Here is a 17,646-nt window from a genome sequence, read left to right on the forward strand (position 1 = left end):
AGTAGTTCTGGCAAGTATAGATGAACAAGTTTACTCCAAGTCCACTTTAGAAAGATCCCCCGCTAGATACCTCTCTCCTAGTTCGGTGATTCGGTACATGGCTTTCGTATCGTGTACCCGTTCAACTAGCCCATTCTCTGAGAGAATCCTGCACCGCTGGGAGATGTACCGATTGTTGTAGTCGATATTGAATGCAATCGTACTCGGGTTAGCAGCAATTCCCGCCTCGCTGAGTAACTCGAGTATAGCGTCGTCAGCTCGAGTCATCCAGTCGATTCGGGGTCGCATATCTTGGCGGTTCCCTGACCATACGTAAAGATACGCCGTTCTCACATCAGTAAATGCACAATAGTATTCTGGAAATTACGAATATGCATATTTTTATTTCTCTCCCCGACGTATCGGGGTAACAGATATGAACTCGAATTTCAGTCCGGAAGGGAACTCAGTTGTCGAATTTGTCGTCGATACCGTCGGAACAGGCCATTTCGACGACTGGCAAAATGAGCGGGAGTTCAGGGAAAACATCCGAACTGGGAAACCCTACTTCAATACCCCACCTCCGGTGAAGCCAGCGAAGCAGCACAACCCAAGTCAACTGAATCAGTGCCACCGGAAAATCTACTACCGGCAACTCAATGCTCCGGACGAAAGAGAGAGCCCAGATGGCATCTTCTGGACTGGGACCAAGTTCGAGGAGGAGGTTGCAATGCCGTATCTCGAAGCGGTTGTCCGCGGTCAGGGATACGTGCGGAATTCCATGTGGGTAGACTATACACTGGATACGGAACACGGTGACATCCGTATTCGAGGTGAAACGGACCCTGTAATCGTGGATTCAGAGAGTCGGCCACTACTGCTAACGGAAATCAAAACAAAACGTTCAGTCGACCATCTGACAGCGCCCAACGAACACCATGTAGCACAGCTATTCGCCTATATGGAAGGTCTCTCACGGGAGTGGGAGACTGAAGTCCGCGAAGGGCTTGTCATCTACGGCGACCGGACCAATCTATCGATCAAACCCTTCTTCATCCGGTTCGACTCGAAACGATGGGATGAGCTCGTCATCAGGTGGGCTGAATCGCACACGGAGTACAGACTCAACGAAGAATTGCCTCCCGCAGCGCCAGAATTCCCATGGGAGTGCGAATTCTGTTCTTACCGCCACCGGTGTGGACAGAGTGATGAAACCCACCACAAAGATCTCGGCCCAGATGGAATTCTTCCTGGCATCGATTATCCAGAAGAACGGATCGTCGAGTACCTGCGGGCGAATCCTAACTACAAATTGCTTCCCTCGCTGGCTACCGTGTTCCCTGACCTGACTGACGAATTTCAAGTACACGACTGGGTATGTGAGGCCTGTCCTTCGACGACCCCCTACGACTCACACCCAACTGGCCAGACAATGCAGCAGTGTCCTCACTGTCGGGAGAGAGGTGTCTGCGCCTCCCTTCAAGATCCAGAACCAGAGGTCCAGAAGTCGCTCGCGGCGGAGAGAAGTCATGACTAGTGGATACGACCCCAGCCCTGTCCGCGAGTCACAGATTTGTTTGACGCTGAAGCACACTCACCACGAATCGACGAAGCGTGTAGTCGGATGGGAGATGGCGGACGCAAATACCGAGAAGATTGTTCGAATGCGTCGATTTGAGCACGACGATGACTCAGAAATCGAATCCGCCGCCTTATGCACACTTCACGCCCAGCTCGACGAACGGCGCTACAAAAACCGAGTCATCATTTTCCCTTCCGAGTTGACCGTCTCTATGCTTCGCTCCAGATTCATCGAGTCACGAGCGCTATCATACCCGACGCTACGTGGTTTTCGATGGATCGCAATAGCGAGCCTCGCAAGGATGTACTTCGATGAGAGCTCGTTGTACGGCTGGGAGCAGCGTCTGAGTGAGTTACACACCGGGTGTGAAGGGTCAGCGAAGCGTCTCTGGGAACTGTTCGTTGAGATAGGGAGGCTTGTGCCTGCGCGGGAGTTGTTGGGTGCCCCACTATGAGCGAAACTGACTCGCCCGAGATAGTCCGACGGAAGTTCACTCTGACCAAGTCATTGGATGAACAACTCGTATCGGCAGCCGCAGAGAGCTACGGCGGAAATGTCAGTCTGTTCTTGAGACAGGCCATCTCGGATCATCAAAAGACGTTGGATGGTGATGGCCGACTAGCCTTGCAGCGTTTAGAACGGGAAGTGGGAGAGGTCCGGGAACAGGCGATTCGAATTTCGGCGGAGTCCAAGAGATTGAACGATTCCATCAAGCGGTTATTGTATCAACTGGAACAGCAGGCGAACGGGGTCGAATCGTTCCCCTCACTGGACGCCCGGATTGTTTTTGATTTGCTCGTTAACAGCGAAGATCCGCTAGGAGTGGAAGATATCATTGAGGAGTTGGGTATGAGGCCGCTTCGCGTACGGAGAGCACTTGAGGGACTCTGGGAAACCCATGCTATCCAGACGACAGATGGGGTTTCATTTGAGGTATCGTCCGGGAGTCTCGGAGCTACTGAGGACAGCCAATGACCAGTGATTCTCCCACTTCAGACGATGTTGTGAACGAGTACCTCGAGCATCATGTCGGGTTGATTCTCACTGAGCAGACTGGACGGAAGTATGAGGGAGTACTCCGAGAGTACTGTCGGTTCTTAGAGTCCCACGATACGTCAGTTCTAGACGCAGATTACAGAGACGTCAACAGGTTCATTGAGGGCTGCGTTCGGAGAGGGAACCGTATCTCAACGCTAGAAAATAAGTTGAGTATTGTCAATGGGTTGTACAAATATATCCATCTCTGGAGCGACTTCGGTGATAAGCTAGAACTCAATCCACTGCGCTTACAGCTTATCGACACGAAGCAGTACAATACGCCACCCGAAATCAAGCGAGTGGCTCTGAGCCGGAGGGAGTTGCGTCTCCTGTTCCGGGAGATCAAAGACTATCGAAATCGGCTGTTGGTGATCACTGGTGTGGAAACGGGGTTACGGAATTCCGACTTACGGACAATCCTAATCGACGATGTGGACCTGAATCAGCGTGAGATTCGGGTACCTCATCCGAAATTTTCGAAGCCGTACACGGTCCCGATGAGCGATGAGCTAGCTGATGAGTTGAAGCTGTGGATAACAGAAGGGAGATCTGGTTACGCTATCTCTGAGTACAGCCCGTACTTGTTTCCAGGCCGTCGGTCAGAAAAGCTGGAGTCAAATAATGCAGTAAATCAAATAATTGACCGTGCTGCGAAGAGTGCTGGAATCCAAGGAGTAATCGGTACCACAGCACTCACAGAGGCTCAGAGACGAGTCCTCAATACTGACAAGACAGAACGACAGTGGAAGCGCGTAACCGCCCACACACTACGGCATACATTTCTCACGTTGCTTGACGATGCAGGGGTGCCGCTACCATACCGCCAGTTGGTTGCTAATCATTCGTCCCCACAGACTACCCAACACTACACCCACTCGGAAGAAAACGCGTTCAAGGAGATCAGACGACGCTTCACTCCACCGAGGTAGCCAGTTCTAGAGTTATCTGATCGGGCTATCTGGCTTCTTAGAATCTGTTGAAGCCCTCAGAATTCACACCGACACCGCAAACAGGAGGACACCTATTAGCCCAGATGGAGGAGAAGTTATCCACGAAAATATCCCAAAGGATACCACTAGCGTGGATATTCCCGGCGACGAGCGGATCTGATTAGAGCGAGCGAACAGAGAGCCGCCGTTCGAACTCGTCAGCGGTCATGTCCTGAAGCTCTTGCTTCACGCGTTCTCGATCCGAGGCTAGACCGAACTCATCGGGTCTGGATTCGAAGTTGAGAGTCTCAAGGATATCCACCAAGATGGACACACGTCGATCTTTCATTGACTCGTAGGTCCAGAACGAGTTGAAGTATTCGCGCAGGTCCTCTTCAATCGTTACTGTCTCGTCTCCGTCCGGTTCTTCGTGAGATTGTAGAAGTCGCTCAAGCTTCGTGCGATTAATTGGCCCCTCGTCTGCGGTGAAGTAGCGGTTCGGGTAGATGCTGGCGAAGTCTTTCGACTTCTTGTGATACTTTGGGAGTTTCTCGACGAGGGGATTATTGCTTGCGCCAATATTGTCCTTACCTCGCAGCAGTAGGAAGTTCCCGATATCGTTGATGAACTGCTGCGTGATGAACTCCGACATATTCTCTTTCAGCCGCGCTTCTTGTTCGTTAAGATTGTCACGCTGTTCAAGATCAATGTAGTTCTGGATACTCAACGTGAGTTCGGTGTCGTCTCGGTTGAGTCGGAAGAACTCCCGTAACCATGTCGCGTCCCCCGAGCTTGAGAAGGGCTTCTGGGGGAGAACATGTTCTAGATGGAGGTTGTCAGCGTTCAGCCGCCGTTCAACATACTCGTCTTCGTTTTTGAAGTGATTGTTTGTAATCCGCCTAAAGAGGAGTTTCGCGGTACTCGTACTCCCGAGTTTCGACTGGGCGAGACCCACAAGGAACTGTTCACCGAACAGCTCAGCGTTAGACGATCGGGTTTCGTTGATGAGATACTCTATTGATGCTGCGTATGGATCACTGACGATATCCTCACTACTTGGCGAGAGACCGAGATTGTGGACTGCCTCAATGAAGACATTCTGGAAAATGTTCGGGCGTTCGGACATCAGCAGCCGACGGAAATTAAGCTTCTCGACAGTGTCGAGAAATTGGTAAAAACGGTCAGCTTGCGACTCCGACGACGCGTCGGTGTAGTAGTAGAGGGCTAATGTGAGTGGCCGCCACTGATCCATTTGCTGGCTGTTCAGTCGGAGGAGAATGTCTTGACACTCTTCTCGGTGTCCCGCGAGTTTTAGATCGGCGGCTTCAAGATTAGGATCGGTGATGTGTTGGTAATACTCCACAAGTTCATACGCGTCGCCCACAAATTCCTTGGCTTCGTCAAGATCGTAGAGCCGTGGTCGCACCTTGGAGTCGATTGCACGCGTGGCGAAAGCATTGGTGAGATTATTGCGTGCACCGCCGATTTGTTCGATTGCGTCGTCAACGATACTCAAGTAGACAGAGAGGTATTCGATAATCTGGTCTTCATCCGTCGCAAATTCAACGACAATCTGTTCCCACTTCTCGTCAACGTACTCCTCTTGATAGTCGGTATCGAAGAATGCGTTTACCACTGCGGCCCTGATACGATCAATCTCGTCGAGATCGACGCCTCTGTTGTTGAGGACCTCGAAGATCTGCATACGAAAGTCGGAGTCAGAATCTCGAATAACGTACTCACCGATGTAGTATGAGTGCTGGATATAATTGCTTACGTTCAATAGTGCTCGAACAGCGGAATCGGCGTCATCCGCGCCGTCCACAAGCTTACTGATTCGTTCTTGGAAGAATTCGTATGTGGTCAGAAGTCTATCATGAGAACTGAATAACTTGAAGAACGCTGACCGTCTCAGGCCGCTAGTGTCCAGTTCGTTGAGTTCGTTGTCATCGATACCGAACCGATCAAGACAAGTTGAGACTTGGATTGCGTTGCTATTGTTTCCGTGAATATCGAAGTCAGCAGTGTCAGTCAGGTAGGCCACTTTCTGCTTCGGGTCTCGAATCAACGCTTGGAAGAACGCTTCGTCGTGTTTGTTCAGCGTGAGCCGAGGGGACGGGGTGGAAATAGATCCGGGATCGTAGAGGATGTGCTCAAGTTGTCGCTCGCCGCGATGTTTGAATTCGATAAGGGCGTTGTCCGAAATCTCATCGCGGTCAATCGCTTGGAGGTGCTCATTCAGGACTTTAAATAGGATGTGAACAGTCGTGAGCCGCTGTTGTCCATCGATGACCTCGTAATCTCGCGTCTTTCCACGGACGGCAAAGTACATTGAACTGAAGAAGACATCGGAGACTTGCTTCTCGTCATTGAGTTCCGCAGTGACGAATTTTTCCACGTCTGACCAAAACTGTTTGAGTTGCTTCGTCTCCCAAGAATACGTCCGTTGATAGTCTGGTATATTGAAATTCTGATCGGTGAGAACACTCCAAAGCTTCTGTTTGTTCATCTCGAAGTCATCCCCCGCAGTTCGACGAATTACGCGGTCGTAAGAGACGTCTTCGTCAATCTCGAGAATATCGTCACCGTAGTTTATATATCTCGAATATAAGTTTGCGTGATTTTCTGTCACATAACCGTCGTCATCTGCACGACATTTAGTGCTACCGACCACACGAACATGAGACGGTGGTAGCATCTACTGGAGTGTGGGGACTGTCGAAGTCCGACCAGACAGTTCTTCATGAGCCTAACGCTCAGGGGTGGAGTGAGCCGTGGAGAAAATCTCGCCGGCTCTGGTGAATCGCCATATGGAGGTTGATTTCACTGTGTTGCGGCACGCTTGATGTTGTGAACGACACATTTTACGACGAGTTCACGAAATTCTCGGCACCACGTTCGCGCTCGCACAGCGTCGCCGTGCGTGCGCTTAATCGACGAGAAGACGGTCTCACACATCGACCGTTGACGGTAGCGAGGCTCATCGACTCACTAGCACTTTCGGGGAGTTTGGTCGGGGTAGCTGTTTAGGTCGGTTTTTAAAACTTATCTGTTGGCTAACCTTTAAGTGTCGCTTGGGTATACCGTCAGTGTAGAAAGAATGTACCGCGGGGAACACGGGGATGCCCCAAGGAACGCTCACCCATGCCAACAATCAAAGTCAACGACTGGACGAAAGACCAACTTGAAGACATCAAAGACGAGGAAGACCACTCCTCGTTCGACTCGGTCATCAAATCGCTCCTCAAGGAACGCCGGAGCAACGATCAATGAGTAAACAACAGACCTACCCAACAGTATTCGACGCCTGCAAGCCTCGAGACGACGTCCTCGAAGGCGAACTCGGAGAAGATCAGTTCGCTGCAAACCTCGCCTCTGTCGCATTCGACGAAGATAGCGCTGCTTCAGTCTATCGCGACCCGTCGACCTTCTTTGACAGCACCTATCCCACAGAAGGGCTTGAGGAACTACTCACCACACTCACCAGCCGCTTCCTCTACACCACCGGACGCGACCCAGAATACAAAGCTAGCATCCTCTGTCTTGACACGACCTTCGGTGGTGGGAAAACTCACGACCTCATCGCGTCCTACCATCTCGCAAAACACCCGGCGGGTATCTCCGACCTCCACCGCCATCTTGCAGACCCAGACCTAGCAGATGCCTACGAGCACGCCGTCACCGACGGTCTTTCTCCCCGAACCGCAGTGTTCGTTGGTGGCTACGTTGACGCGCAGAACGCGAAGTGTAGCAACGACCCTGACGCCCCCGAAACTAACACGATGTGGGGCGAAATCGCCTACCAGTTGTACGGACACGAAGGGTACGAACAAATCCGTGAAAAGTACGACGAAACAGGAAGCTCTCCCGGTGAGAACACGCTTCAGGACCTGTTCGCACTCTCCGACGACCCAGTCCTCATCCTAATCGACGAACTGGCACAGTACCTCGAGGACGCATCCAGTGTCAGCGTCACCGATACGACCCTCAGTAACCAAACTCTGAGCTTCGTCAAATCGCTGCTGGAGACGGCTTCAAGCACCCCACACGTCAACATCGTCTACAGTATCGCCGACACTGCGTTCACCGATGAAGCCGAAACCATCCGGCGAGAAATCAAAGAACTGGATTCCATCGAACAACGGCAGCGTCGCACCATCACCCCGACAGGCTCGTCAGAAGTCAGCTCAGTCCTCCAACACAGGCTTTTCGACGAGATAGACCAGGAGGCATCAAAGAACGTCGCCGACGCCTACTACGAATACTACCGTGACGTAGACCGAGGCCTCCCGCAAAACGTTCAGGAACCCGCCTACCGTGACCGGTTGGAATCGGACTACCCCCTTCACCCATCGATCGTCGATACTCTCACGCAGAAAATCGACTCCATCCAAGACTTCCAGAAAACTCGTGACGCGCTTCGCCTCCTCGCACGAGGCATCTACTACCTCTGGGAGAACGGGTCGAAGAACCAAGACCGGCACTTCCTCCGCCTCTACGATCTCACGCCGGCAGATGACGCTCCGAGTGGGAGTATTCGGACAAAGCTCAGTGACTCACTGTTCGAAGCAGTTGACCTCAGCGCAGCTGTCTCTGCTGACATCTATTCAAGTGACGGCACCGCGCACGGACAGCGAGAGGACGGACGGTGGCTCGACAAAGACCTCCCGGCTATCGGCTCCCACATCACCATCGTAACACTGTGGAATAGCCTCGCAGTCGGTGAACGGGCAATCGGGCTAACCCGCGACGAACTCTACGAAGCGTTAGCCCATCCCGGAATTAGTTTCGACCACTACGATTCCGCCCTGAAGAACCTGACCGGGAATGATCCTCAGTCTGGGTGTTACTACCTCTACGACCGCGACCGCCTCAAGTTCAAATCCGAAGCCAAGCTACTCTACATTATCGACCAGTACACCCGCAACACGCCGCGGAAAGAGGCGAAAGACCGATTCGAAGGGCGGCTCCGCCGAGAAATCGGAACCGGAGGTCTCCAGACTGTCCCTACAACCAACCCAGACGACTCGTTCCCTGAAGAGCCCGCAGACGTCAGCGACAACGCTGACCAACCAACACTCGTCATCCCTCACTTCGATTCAGTCACTGTGTCGGACGGGGGTGAAGAGATACCGAGCAAAATCAACACGCTGTACAACAAGACCGCCAGCAGTCACGGCGCTCCGACGCAGACGCGGAAGTACAAGAACTACGTACTCTTCCTCGTCCCGGACGCTGAACTCGTATCCACCGGCATCGAAAAAGCACGGCGGATGGAAGGGATTGAGCGGTTGCTGAACGATTCCGAAAAGAGCGCCGAACTCACCGACGATCAGTTCGAGGACCTCCGAGAGCGACGTAAAACTCACCGCGGTCTTCTCGGTGAACAGGTGCGGAACGTCTATCGGCACCTGTTCTACCCCGACCGAGGCGGCCTCGAGCATGTCGCTATCACAGCGGTCGATGCGAATGGCGACTCCTCATTCGTGAAAGCGGTTGAGGCTACGCTCGACGACCGCATCCTCCGAGACGACAGTGACGCTCGTGGTGAGGTCTGGTTCAAGCAGCGACTCTGGCAGTCAGCGAAGAACCGGATGTCGACCCAACAGCTGAAAGAACAGTTCGCCAAGAAGCCGGGTCTTCCGTTCCTCTTCAGCACGAAGCCCCTCCGGAAGACGGTCAGCCGGATGGTCACTGAAGCCGGCTACGTCTACTGGGACAACACGACCCAGACCGCGTACTGGACGGGGAGTGAGGAACCAGATAACTGGACTCACGACGGCGCCCTCACGGACTCGGAAGACGTGAAAACATCCATCAAAACAAACGATGTCCGAATCGGGGACGACTATTACCTGTACAAAGACATCGAGTCCCTCGTCGACCAGGAATCGATAACCCCGCCCACCACCGGCACCGATGACGAGACCGGTGGGAGCGGTGGGACTGGTAGTACCGGCGGGACAGACGAGACCGGTGGAACGGACGATGGTACGGGAGGTACCGACGACGGAGACACAGTAGAAACGTGGTCGCACACGTCGAACACTGCCAGTGCCAAGCGAGCGTTCAGTGAAGTCCGAGAAGAGGCACTCGCGAAAGCAGGGAACAACGCCACTCCGACGGTCGAATCCGTATCCATCGAGGTGAGTGGTGACGAGGTGCTGAAACACGCGTTCTTCCTCGCACAGACCACGCTCTCCGACTACACGGACCACACCACAGTCTCGATGATCTACCGTGCTCGTGGCGGTGATGACGAGTTCAAAGCGAATTTCAACGGGTCGCTCGCGTCGTTCAACACGCTGAATCAGCGTCTCGAAGGGTTCGCCGACAAAAGCGGCCAGCGGAACGTAGACCTCACGTTCACGCTCTCACTCCCGTCACCCGAGGAGATTAGCACCGAAGACGAGACGGACGTCTTGGCTGTATTGCGTGACAAACTCAGCGGGACAGATGTCACGCTGCAAGTAGAGGGAAGCGGTGACATCGACACGGAGGACGACGCATGAGCGTTCCTACTCAGCGTGACCAAGAAGCACAGGCGTTTGCATTCGGGTCCAGCGTGTACGGTGGCCGCCCAACGTTCGGCCTCACCCGTCGTGTCGAAGACGGTGACCCAGTGATTCGGCTCTACGAACTCCTCCCGAGAGAGCAAGCCGAATCCCGCCGACGTCGGCTGGAACGCGTAGGACGACACGTCGTCATCACCCCGATCGAAGAGACGTTCCAGTCCCTCCCGGACGGAGGCACGTACACGTGGGACGACTGGGATGCTATCAAGATCGGCCAGCTCCGCGGAGCCCGACTCAACGCAGTGCTGTCCGTCGTTCGTGAAGCACTGAACGATGCAGAACAACCCCACGACCCAATCACGTCCACCGGAGAAGGCGAAGTGTTCATCTCAGAAGTCTCGGGAGTTCGCTTGTCTCTGGCCTTCCTCGGGGTGAAACAGATGCAGCGCGTCGACCGTATCCGAGCACTGGTTCGGGGTGTCTCACGAATGAGCACCGAGGAATGCTACTACTGGTACGCGAAGTGCCGGTCCCCGAGTAGCCCGAACGGCGTCCAGTCGCTACGCGTGCTTCTCACAAATCACATCGAATAACACTATGTCTGACCACCAACCCCTCCAAGACGACGAATCGGACCTCAAGCGCCTCGCAATCGAAGGGAAGCTCCCACTGAAGACGGTCGGGATTGAGAACCTGAAAGAGGCGAACCCGCAGCACATGCCGCCGCATCGGTACATCCATCCGTGGTTCGCTCGCCGCCCCACCCCGGCGTCCAGACTCGCGATTCTCGCGTCCGTCCTCCCAGAGGGTGTGGACTCTGACACCCTGCTCAAGTGGATGCAGATCGGTCCCGACGATGTTGAATCCGGCATCGCGGACTACGTCGAAGAAAAGAAACAGAACGAGGGTGACCGAGACGGGACGCTCGGGGAGCACTACGGATACCCACGCCCGTTCCGGAATTCACCGTCGGACGAGGAGCGAGAAGACCTCCACGAGCGACTTACGGACTTCTGGGATGGTGACCTCCCGACAGTGCTCGACCCGACTGCCGGCGGCGGCGTCATCCCGTTCGAATCACTCCGATATGACCTCCCCACCGTCGCGAACGAACTCAACCCGATTCCATGGCTCATGCTGGAGCTCATGCTGGAACAAGCCCCAGCTGTCGGCTCGCTCTCCGAAGAACTCAACAAATGGGGAGATCGCATCGATGAAACCGCAGCCGAGAACCTCGAAGAATACTTCCCCTCGGCAGCACCGGGACAGACGCCCTCGCACTACGCAGGCACGTATTCGGTAACGTGCCCGGATTGCGGAGCGGATATTCCCCTCGTCAAGAAGTGGTGGCTGAAAAAGAAATCCTCGTCGAAGGGCATCGCTGCTCGCCCCCACATCTCCGAGGAAGGAGACATCTCGTACTCGTGCGTTAAACTCCCAGACCAAGTCGAAAAATCGGAATTCAACCCGCAAGACGGCCCCAAATCTCGCAGTGGTGCTGAGTGCATCCGCTGTGGTGTCGTCATGGACGATAGCGCAGTACAGGAATGTCTCGCAGAGGGAGACTTCGAGTACGAAGTCTACGGCGTGAAATACGTCAAGGAACGCGGTTCCTCCGGGTGGCGTGCCCCCACTAGTGACGACCGGGAAGCACTCAAGAAAGCCGAGGAGCGCGTTTCGACCGATATCGACCTCCACTCGCTGCTTCAGGTTGATCGGTACATCGGCGATGAAGATCGCGCCGGCCCGTACGGAGTGACGCAGTGGCGAGACGCGTTCACTCCACGGCAACTCATCACGCTCTACGAATACCAGAACGCGTTCAAAGAGAATGAAGAAGAGATCAGGGACGCATATGAAGACGAGACGAAGGTTGAGGCGCTGCTTATCCTCCTTTCGCTCACCGCGAGCAAGGCAGTAGACCGGAACAGTCGTTTCTCTCCGTTAGACACTGGGAAGGGGTATCCGGCGAACGCACTCGGCGGGAAGCACTTTACCCTCCAGTGGGCATACGTCGACAACAACCTCGCGGCCGGGAATCAAAGTTACAACGACACTCTCAGACGGATTCGAGACTCCTACGAAGAAATCCAGAGCTATCTTGAAGGAGTGGGTGAAGACAGAGCGACCGTACTCCAGGGAGATGCCGCGAACCTCGACGTTGAGGACGATTCGGTCCAGGCAGTCGTCATTGACCCGCCATACTACGACAGCATCATCTATTCAGAGCTGTCCGACATGTGTTACGTGTGGCTTCGTGAGTACCTGAGCGAGACGTATCCCTTCGCTTTCGCCGGAGAACTCTCGGAGAAGGGAAGTGAAGCAGTCGCGAACGTCGCGAAGTTCAAAGACGTCGCAGGCAACTCAAAGTCGAAAAAGAGCCTCGCCGAAGAGGACTACGAATCGAAGATGGCGGACATCTTCAGTGAACTCTACCGCGTCCTCGAACCCGGTGGAGTGATGACCGTCATGTTCACTCACAAAGAGGCAAGCGCCTGGGACACGCTCACGATGGCGCTCATCCGGTCGGGGTTCACCGTCACCAGCACTCACCCGATCACGAGCGAGATGCCACAGCGCACTGACACACGAGGTGGTGGGTCTGCGGACAGCACGCTCCTCCTCACCGGCCGGAAACCAGTCGACGAGGACGACGAAAACCCCGAACCGACGCTGTGGAGTGACGTCCAATCTGACACCCGTGAGGTCGCACAGGAAGCAGCCCGCGACTTGCTGGACTCGGGGATGAGTCTCACCAAGACCGACGTCATCATCAGTGCATTCGGCCCGACTCTCCGCGTCTTCGCTGACAGCTACCCCGTCGTCGATCCACAGGGTAACGAAATCAAGCCGCGAAAAGCACTGGAGGAGGCACGTGAGGCCGTCGCCCGTGTCCTCATCGACAGATACCTCACTCTCTCCGAAGGGAAAATCGAGTCCCTCGACAGCATCACCGAATGGTATCTGCTCTCCTGGCTCATCTACGGAGCAGACACGTTCCCCTACGACGAAGGGTACCAGCTCGGTCTCGGGCTAGGTGTCAACATCGACGACATCAAACGCAGCACCAAGGTGTGGCGGAAGAAGCGAGGAGACATTCAACTGCGTTCCCACGACGGCCGCGTTGCGAACATCAACAGTAGCTCGCCCAGTCGTTCGAAGCCCATCGACCCCGAAGACTTCTCGTTCAGCTCCGCGCTTGATAAAGTCCACGCCGCACTCCACGTCTACGACACAAGCGGAGAGAAAGCCGCGTGGGAGTGGCTCAAGGAACGGCGCTGCGACTCCGATCAGACGTTCAAGTCAACGCTAAGCGGTCTTCTCCAAGTCCTCCCGAAGGACCACGACGATTGGGAGATTGCTCGCGACCTCTCAGTCGGAGATACAGGAGAATACCTCCAACTCGATCTCTCTAACAACGTGTTCAACGACGAGGACGACGCGGACGATGACGACGACAAGCAGGGAACGTTCGGAGACTTCGACAACTAACCACTCCCCACGATTTTCACCATGCTCTCGCTGAAACACTACGACTGGCGACCTGTCTACGAGAGTCAGCCCGGCGACAGCGTTGACTATCTCGTCGAAGAGTTCTACATTCCGGCACTGGAGCGGTGCCGCCGATATGACCGGATTGCCGGGTACTTCAACAGCGGGGCATTCGCGACGGCCGCGACTGGCATTGAGTCGTTCATCGAGAACGATGGGAAGATGCGCCTGATTGTCGGGGTCGAACTTCAGGAACATGACCGTCCAGTACTGGAGGTGCTGGAAGACGGACTCAAAGACCGCCTCACAGACTTAGACAATGAAATTTTGGACAAACGTCTCCAGTTACTCGCGTGGCTACTCCAAGAAGACCGATTAGAGATTCGGGTCGCGAAACCTAAACACGGGAATTGGGGTATCTTCCACCCGAAGGTGGGGATCTTCTACGACGAGGACGAGAATTCCCTATCGTTTGAAGGGAGTATCAACGAAACTGAGAGCGGTTGGTCACACAACTACGAGCGATTCAAAGTCCACCGATCGTGGCGGACTGAAGAAGCGGCTTACGTCAACGCGGACAAAGAATCGTTCACACAATTGTGGAACGACGAACACGACTACGTCAAGGTCTACGACCTCAGTGATGCACTGAAAGAAGGAATAATCAAGTGGAAATCGCCGGACTCGGCGTATGAAGCGGAAGAAATCGCCGAACAGCTCCGGAACGGAACACCGAGTGCTGGGACAGACGACACCGGTCTTGCCGCGTTGTCCGACGAAGCACGGGTGAACGCATCTGCGAGCATCCTCCGTGACGGAGGGATGATGCCACAGGGCCTTCACGTCGCAAAGGAAGCCAGCACTATCGACCCGTGGCCACATCAGCGAGTCGTCTCTGATACGGCCGTTAACACGTATCCACAGGGGTTCCTCTTCTGCGATGAGGTTGGCCTCGGGAAGACGATTGAGATTGGCTACACGTTATCTCGACTCGGCCACACCAACGAGATTCAGAACTCGCTTCTCTTAGTCCCGGCAGGCCTGACTCGCCAGTGGCAAGAGGAACTTTGGGAGAAGTTCAATCTCTACGCGTATCGGTACGACCGTGAAACGAGTGGAGACTACGTCTTCACCGACCCCTTCGGAGAAACACACGCACCACCGGAAGCGTCAGAACTTGACCTCAGTGAAACACGCCAAGCAGAGGAATGGGCAGAGAGTCCAATCTGGCGATTCGTCCATCAACAGCAACGCGAGTCGGATCAACCGGTAGTCGTCATTATGTCGTGGCACACCGCTCGCCTCCCGAGGTACTGGGACGAAGTTGCCCCTGGAGACGAGCACTCGCTCCGAACTCGGAAGACAATTCCTGCTAGCAGTCGCGGCCGGGAACAGACTGGAAGAGACGGTGTTTGGGATAGTGTCGTCGTCGACGAGGCACACAATGCCCGTCGAACGACCCGTCTCTACCGACTCTTGGAGAATCTCAGACCCAACACGCAGTGTTACTACCTGCTGAGTGCAACTCCGATGCAGCTCCACCATTCAGAGCTGTACGATCTTCTCACCCTACTCGAGTTGCCGTCGCAGTGGGACCATCGAAAGCGATTCACCGAATTCTTCCAAACACGGCGCGGCCTCAAGACCGTCTTGAGTGAGGAAGGTCCGTCTCCTCCAACGAAGGATATCGATACCCAGCAGACGTTGGACGGCTCGTATCAGGCCGGGTTGGACACATCAACATCAACCTCGGAGTTAGTATTCCTCAATCTGAGAGAGGAATTGGACTTGGAAGACGAAGCCATCGCGCGTCAGCGACTGCTCACGGCGTGCGAACTGGCTCGATCATACGGTGCCGCATACGACGGGTACATTGATACTGTAGATGAGGTAATCCAGGAGGCAAACCTCGACGAATTCCTCGGCGAAGATCGTCAAGTGAAGGAACTCTTGTACCACGAAGAGGCTGTGCGGCAGGAGCCGTGGATTGTGAACTCAAAAGATCGTCGTCATGCGATTGAAGAACTGTCTCTTGAGGGGTGGGAAGTGCTGCAACAGGTATTCTCCAAGGCCACACCGGTGAATGCACTCCTTCACCGGAACACGAGAGATACGCTGCGAAAGTACCACCAAGCTGGCCTCTTGGATGAGACGGTTGCCGACCGTGATCCCGAGCGAAAGGACATCCCCCTGTCCAATGAAGCGTCTGCGGTGTACGAGCGTATCGACGACTACACCACGAAGTTCTACAAGAAGTCACAGGAAGCTGCTGACCAACAGACGCAGGCGCTCGGGTTCGTGATGACAACGTATCGTGAGCGCCTCACCAGTAGCGTGGCTGCGATTCAGAAGAGTCTGGAGAGGCGGTTAGAGAAGCTAGAAACTCAGCGGCAAGTTGTCGAACAACACTCCGGGCTTGGTGAGGGCAAGTCGCGAACAGCCGCAGAGAACCTGTCCGGGTTCTCTGAACAGGAGCAGCTGGAACTTGCTGAATTGGAAGACGGTGGAGAGAGTGTCCTCGGTGTTGATATTGCCGAAGTAGTGCCCGGAGGGTCTGAAGAAGGCCTTCGATTCCTTAACGAGGAGATCGAGGAACTACGCTCGTTCATTGAGGACGTGCGGAAGATTGGTCGTGATCCGAAGATTGAGCAGTTACGGAGCGACCTGCTTGAGCTCGACGAGCAGGGCCACGACCGAGTTTTAGTGTTTACTCAGTACACGGACACGCTCGACTACGTGCGGAACCACCTCAAGCAGACCCACGGCGAAAACGTCGCGACGTACTCCGGCCGGGGTGGGGAGATGTACGATGCTGACACTGATGAGTGGTACGGGGTTAGTAAAGAGGAGGTCAAGCGCGCATTTGCAGCCGAAGAGGACGGCGTTGACGTACTAGTCGGGACAGAAGCGGCTAGTGAAGGACTGAATTTGCAAGAATGCGGTGCCGTCATCAATTACGACCTACCATGGAACCCAATGAAGGTCGAACAGCGGATTGGTCGGGTTGACCGAATCGGGCAAGAGCACTCCGAAATTACCATCTACCACTACGTCTATGAGGAGACGATCGAGAACGACATCTACGATGCCCTGGACGAGCGCATCGGGATGTTTGAAGACGTAGTCGGTGACTTACAGCCGATTCTCGCAGGGGTTAGTAAGAGCATCAAGTCGGCAACGTTGGAAGGCGACACGTCCGCGGCTGAATCGCTATCCGCGCAGATGGCAGACGCGGACACTGACGACACCGTGGAAGTCGAGGACGCACTGACTGGTGTTGAGACGACTGAAACCGAGGAAGTCCTGAAGAACGCCCGTCTTGAAGCGTGGGAGTCGTTCAGACATCCAGATGTCGACGCTGTCGGGGAAGCCGAACACGAGAACGTCCCGTTCACCAGTAACGCCGTAGAGGCGTTCTTCACGGGCGCTGTCGCCGAGCATATCGACGAGTGTGAGTTGGTCTCCGTCACTGATCTCGACGACGCCGACGCGAATTTACGCCGTGGTTTGGCGGACTCTATCTATCGTCTCTCACTCCCTAATGAAGTCGAGGTCAGACATCCACCGGAACCCGGTACGGTTGCTGCTGGGCTCTGTGATGGTGAGAACTCGGTTGCAGTCACTTTCACGGGTGAATGCGTAGACGAGTACCCGTCACTCCGGTTTTTGCTCCCAGGCGATCCAATCTTCTCACAGCTCGTTGAACTGGTGCTGGAGGAGTTGGCCGATACCGGAGTCGACCGAATATACGTTGGGCGAAATATCGATGATTCGGAGGCGTGCTGTAGTAGGGACGCCTCTCACGAGGTTGTCGTGGGCGTCAGAACCAACGACGGATCGCGGCTCATTCTTGAGGACTCTGGTGAACTCATCGAACTCGATGCGGGTAGTGACGAACTTGCAGAGTGGTGTGAGCAATTCGTGAGAAATCGAATCAAGTCGTAAAACCAATCTCTATACTCCGGGTCTGCTTGAGGATTGGAATTAGAGAACCTTGTTTACCGGAATGGAATTGTCGGACTACCTCCTACTGTCGATTGTGATGCTGTTCGGCGAGAGTGGTTTCGACCCGCCGGGTTGACGCGTGTACCATTCTACGTGTGTCACTGAT

At 54.7% G+C, this 17,646-nt stretch carries 9 protein-coding genes and 1 pseudogene; 8 read left to right on the forward strand and 2 right to left on the reverse strand.

From position 1 onward, the window contains the following. Window positions 1-415 precede the first annotated feature (415 nt). From AUR65_RS19635 to AUR65_RS18750, 3 genes are all read left to right on the forward strand, one after another. Complete coding sequence (locus AUR65_RS19635) at window positions 416-1,516, forward strand: CRISPR-associated protein Cas4 (RefSeq protein ID WP_146047449.1); 1,101 nt, start codon at window positions 416-418, stop codon at window positions 1,514-1,516. Window positions 1,517-2,011: 495 nt separating this feature from the next. Then, complete coding sequence (locus AUR65_RS18745; protein WP_058568622.1) at window positions 2,012-2,536, forward strand: hypothetical protein; 525 nt, start codon at window positions 2,012-2,014, stop codon at window positions 2,534-2,536. Beyond that, window positions 2,533-3,528 carry a tyrosine-type recombinase/integrase gene (locus tag AUR65_RS18750; RefSeq protein ID WP_084816533.1) on the forward strand — a complete coding sequence of 332 codons (996 nt, stop codon included), beginning with the start codon at window positions 2,533-2,535 and terminating at the stop codon, window positions 3,526-3,528. The genes AUR65_RS18745 and AUR65_RS18750 overlap by 4 nt, the downstream gene beginning before the upstream one ends. A 181-nt stretch (window positions 3,529-3,709) precedes the next feature. On the opposite strand, the gene AUR65_RS18755 is transcribed toward AUR65_RS18750, so the two are convergent. Beyond that, the gene (locus AUR65_RS18755; protein ID WP_158250855.1) at window positions 3,710-6,037 is read right to left on the reverse strand and encodes a DUF262 domain-containing protein; all 2,328 of its coding nucleotides are present in this window, start codon (window positions 6,035-6,037) and stop codon (window positions 3,710-3,712) included. A 314-nt stretch (window positions 6,038-6,351) separates the two neighbouring features. After that, window positions 6,352-6,516: pseudogene (locus AUR65_RS18760) on the reverse strand (transposase); the annotation flags it as partial. Between the two features lie 156 nt (window positions 6,517-6,672). Between AUR65_RS18760 and AUR65_RS20490 the strand changes: the two are divergent. From AUR65_RS20490 to AUR65_RS18780, 5 genes are read left to right on the forward strand one after another with little or no spacing between them, the layout of a single operon-like run. Next, on the forward strand, window positions 6,673-6,801 hold the full coding sequence (locus AUR65_RS20490; RefSeq protein ID WP_269844102.1) for a hypothetical protein: 129 nt from the start codon (window positions 6,673-6,675) through the stop codon (window positions 6,799-6,801). Then, complete coding sequence (locus AUR65_RS18765) at window positions 6,798-10,040, forward strand: ATP-binding protein (protein ID WP_233194430.1); 3,243 nt, start codon at window positions 6,798-6,800, stop codon at window positions 10,038-10,040. The genes AUR65_RS20490 and AUR65_RS18765 overlap by 4 nt, the downstream gene beginning before the upstream one ends. Next, on the forward strand, window positions 10,037-10,636 hold the full coding sequence (locus tag AUR65_RS18770) for a DUF7680 family protein (protein WP_058568624.1): 600 nt from the start codon (window positions 10,037-10,039) through the stop codon (window positions 10,634-10,636). Before AUR65_RS18765 ends, AUR65_RS18770 begins: the two co-directional genes overlap by 4 nt. A gap of 4 nt (window positions 10,637-10,640) precedes the next feature. After that, window positions 10,641-13,535, forward strand: coding sequence for a DUF1156 domain-containing protein (locus tag AUR65_RS18775; protein ID WP_084816535.1), 2,895 nt, complete (start codon window positions 10,641-10,643; stop codon window positions 13,533-13,535). A 21-nt stretch (window positions 13,536-13,556) separates the two neighbouring features. Further along, a complete protein-coding gene (locus AUR65_RS18780; RefSeq protein ID WP_058568625.1) occupies window positions 13,557-17,480 on the forward strand; it encodes a helicase-related protein in 3,924 nt (1,307 codons plus the stop codon). The last annotated feature ends 166 nt before the right edge of the window (window positions 17,481-17,646 follow it).

This window comes from Haloferax marisrubri (assembly GCF_001469875.2).
Lineage (GTDB): Archaea > Halobacteriota > Halobacteria > Halobacteriales > Haloferacaceae > Haloferax > Haloferax marisrubri.

Coding starts and splice junctions, on each gene's coding strand:
- AUR65_RS18780 (WP_058568625.1), top strand. CDS start 13,557: ATGCTCTCGCTGAAACACTACGACTGGCGACCTGTCTACGAGAGTCAG.
- AUR65_RS18770 (WP_058568624.1), top strand. CDS start 10,037: ATGAGCGTTCCTACTCAGCGTGACCAAGAAGCACAGGCGTTTGCATTC.
- AUR65_RS18750 (WP_084816533.1), top strand. CDS start 2,533: ATGACCAGTGATTCTCCCACTTCAGACGATGTTGTGAACGAGTACCTC.
- AUR65_RS18755 (WP_158250855.1), bottom strand. CDS start 6,037: ATGAACAAACAGAAGCTTTGGAGTGTTCTCACCGATCAGAATTTCAAT.
- AUR65_RS19635 (WP_146047449.1), top strand. CDS start 416: ATGAACTCGAATTTCAGTCCGGAAGGGAACTCAGTTGTCGAATTTGTC.
- AUR65_RS20490 (WP_269844102.1), top strand. CDS start 6,673: ATGCCAACAATCAAAGTCAACGACTGGACGAAAGACCAACTTGAAGAC.
- AUR65_RS18745 (WP_058568622.1), top strand. CDS start 2,012: ATGAGCGAAACTGACTCGCCCGAGATAGTCCGACGGAAGTTCACTCTG.
- AUR65_RS18765 (WP_233194430.1), top strand. CDS start 6,798: ATGAGTAAACAACAGACCTACCCAACAGTATTCGACGCCTGCAAGCCT.
- AUR65_RS18775 (WP_084816535.1), top strand. CDS start 10,641: ATGTCTGACCACCAACCCCTCCAAGACGACGAATCGGACCTCAAGCGC.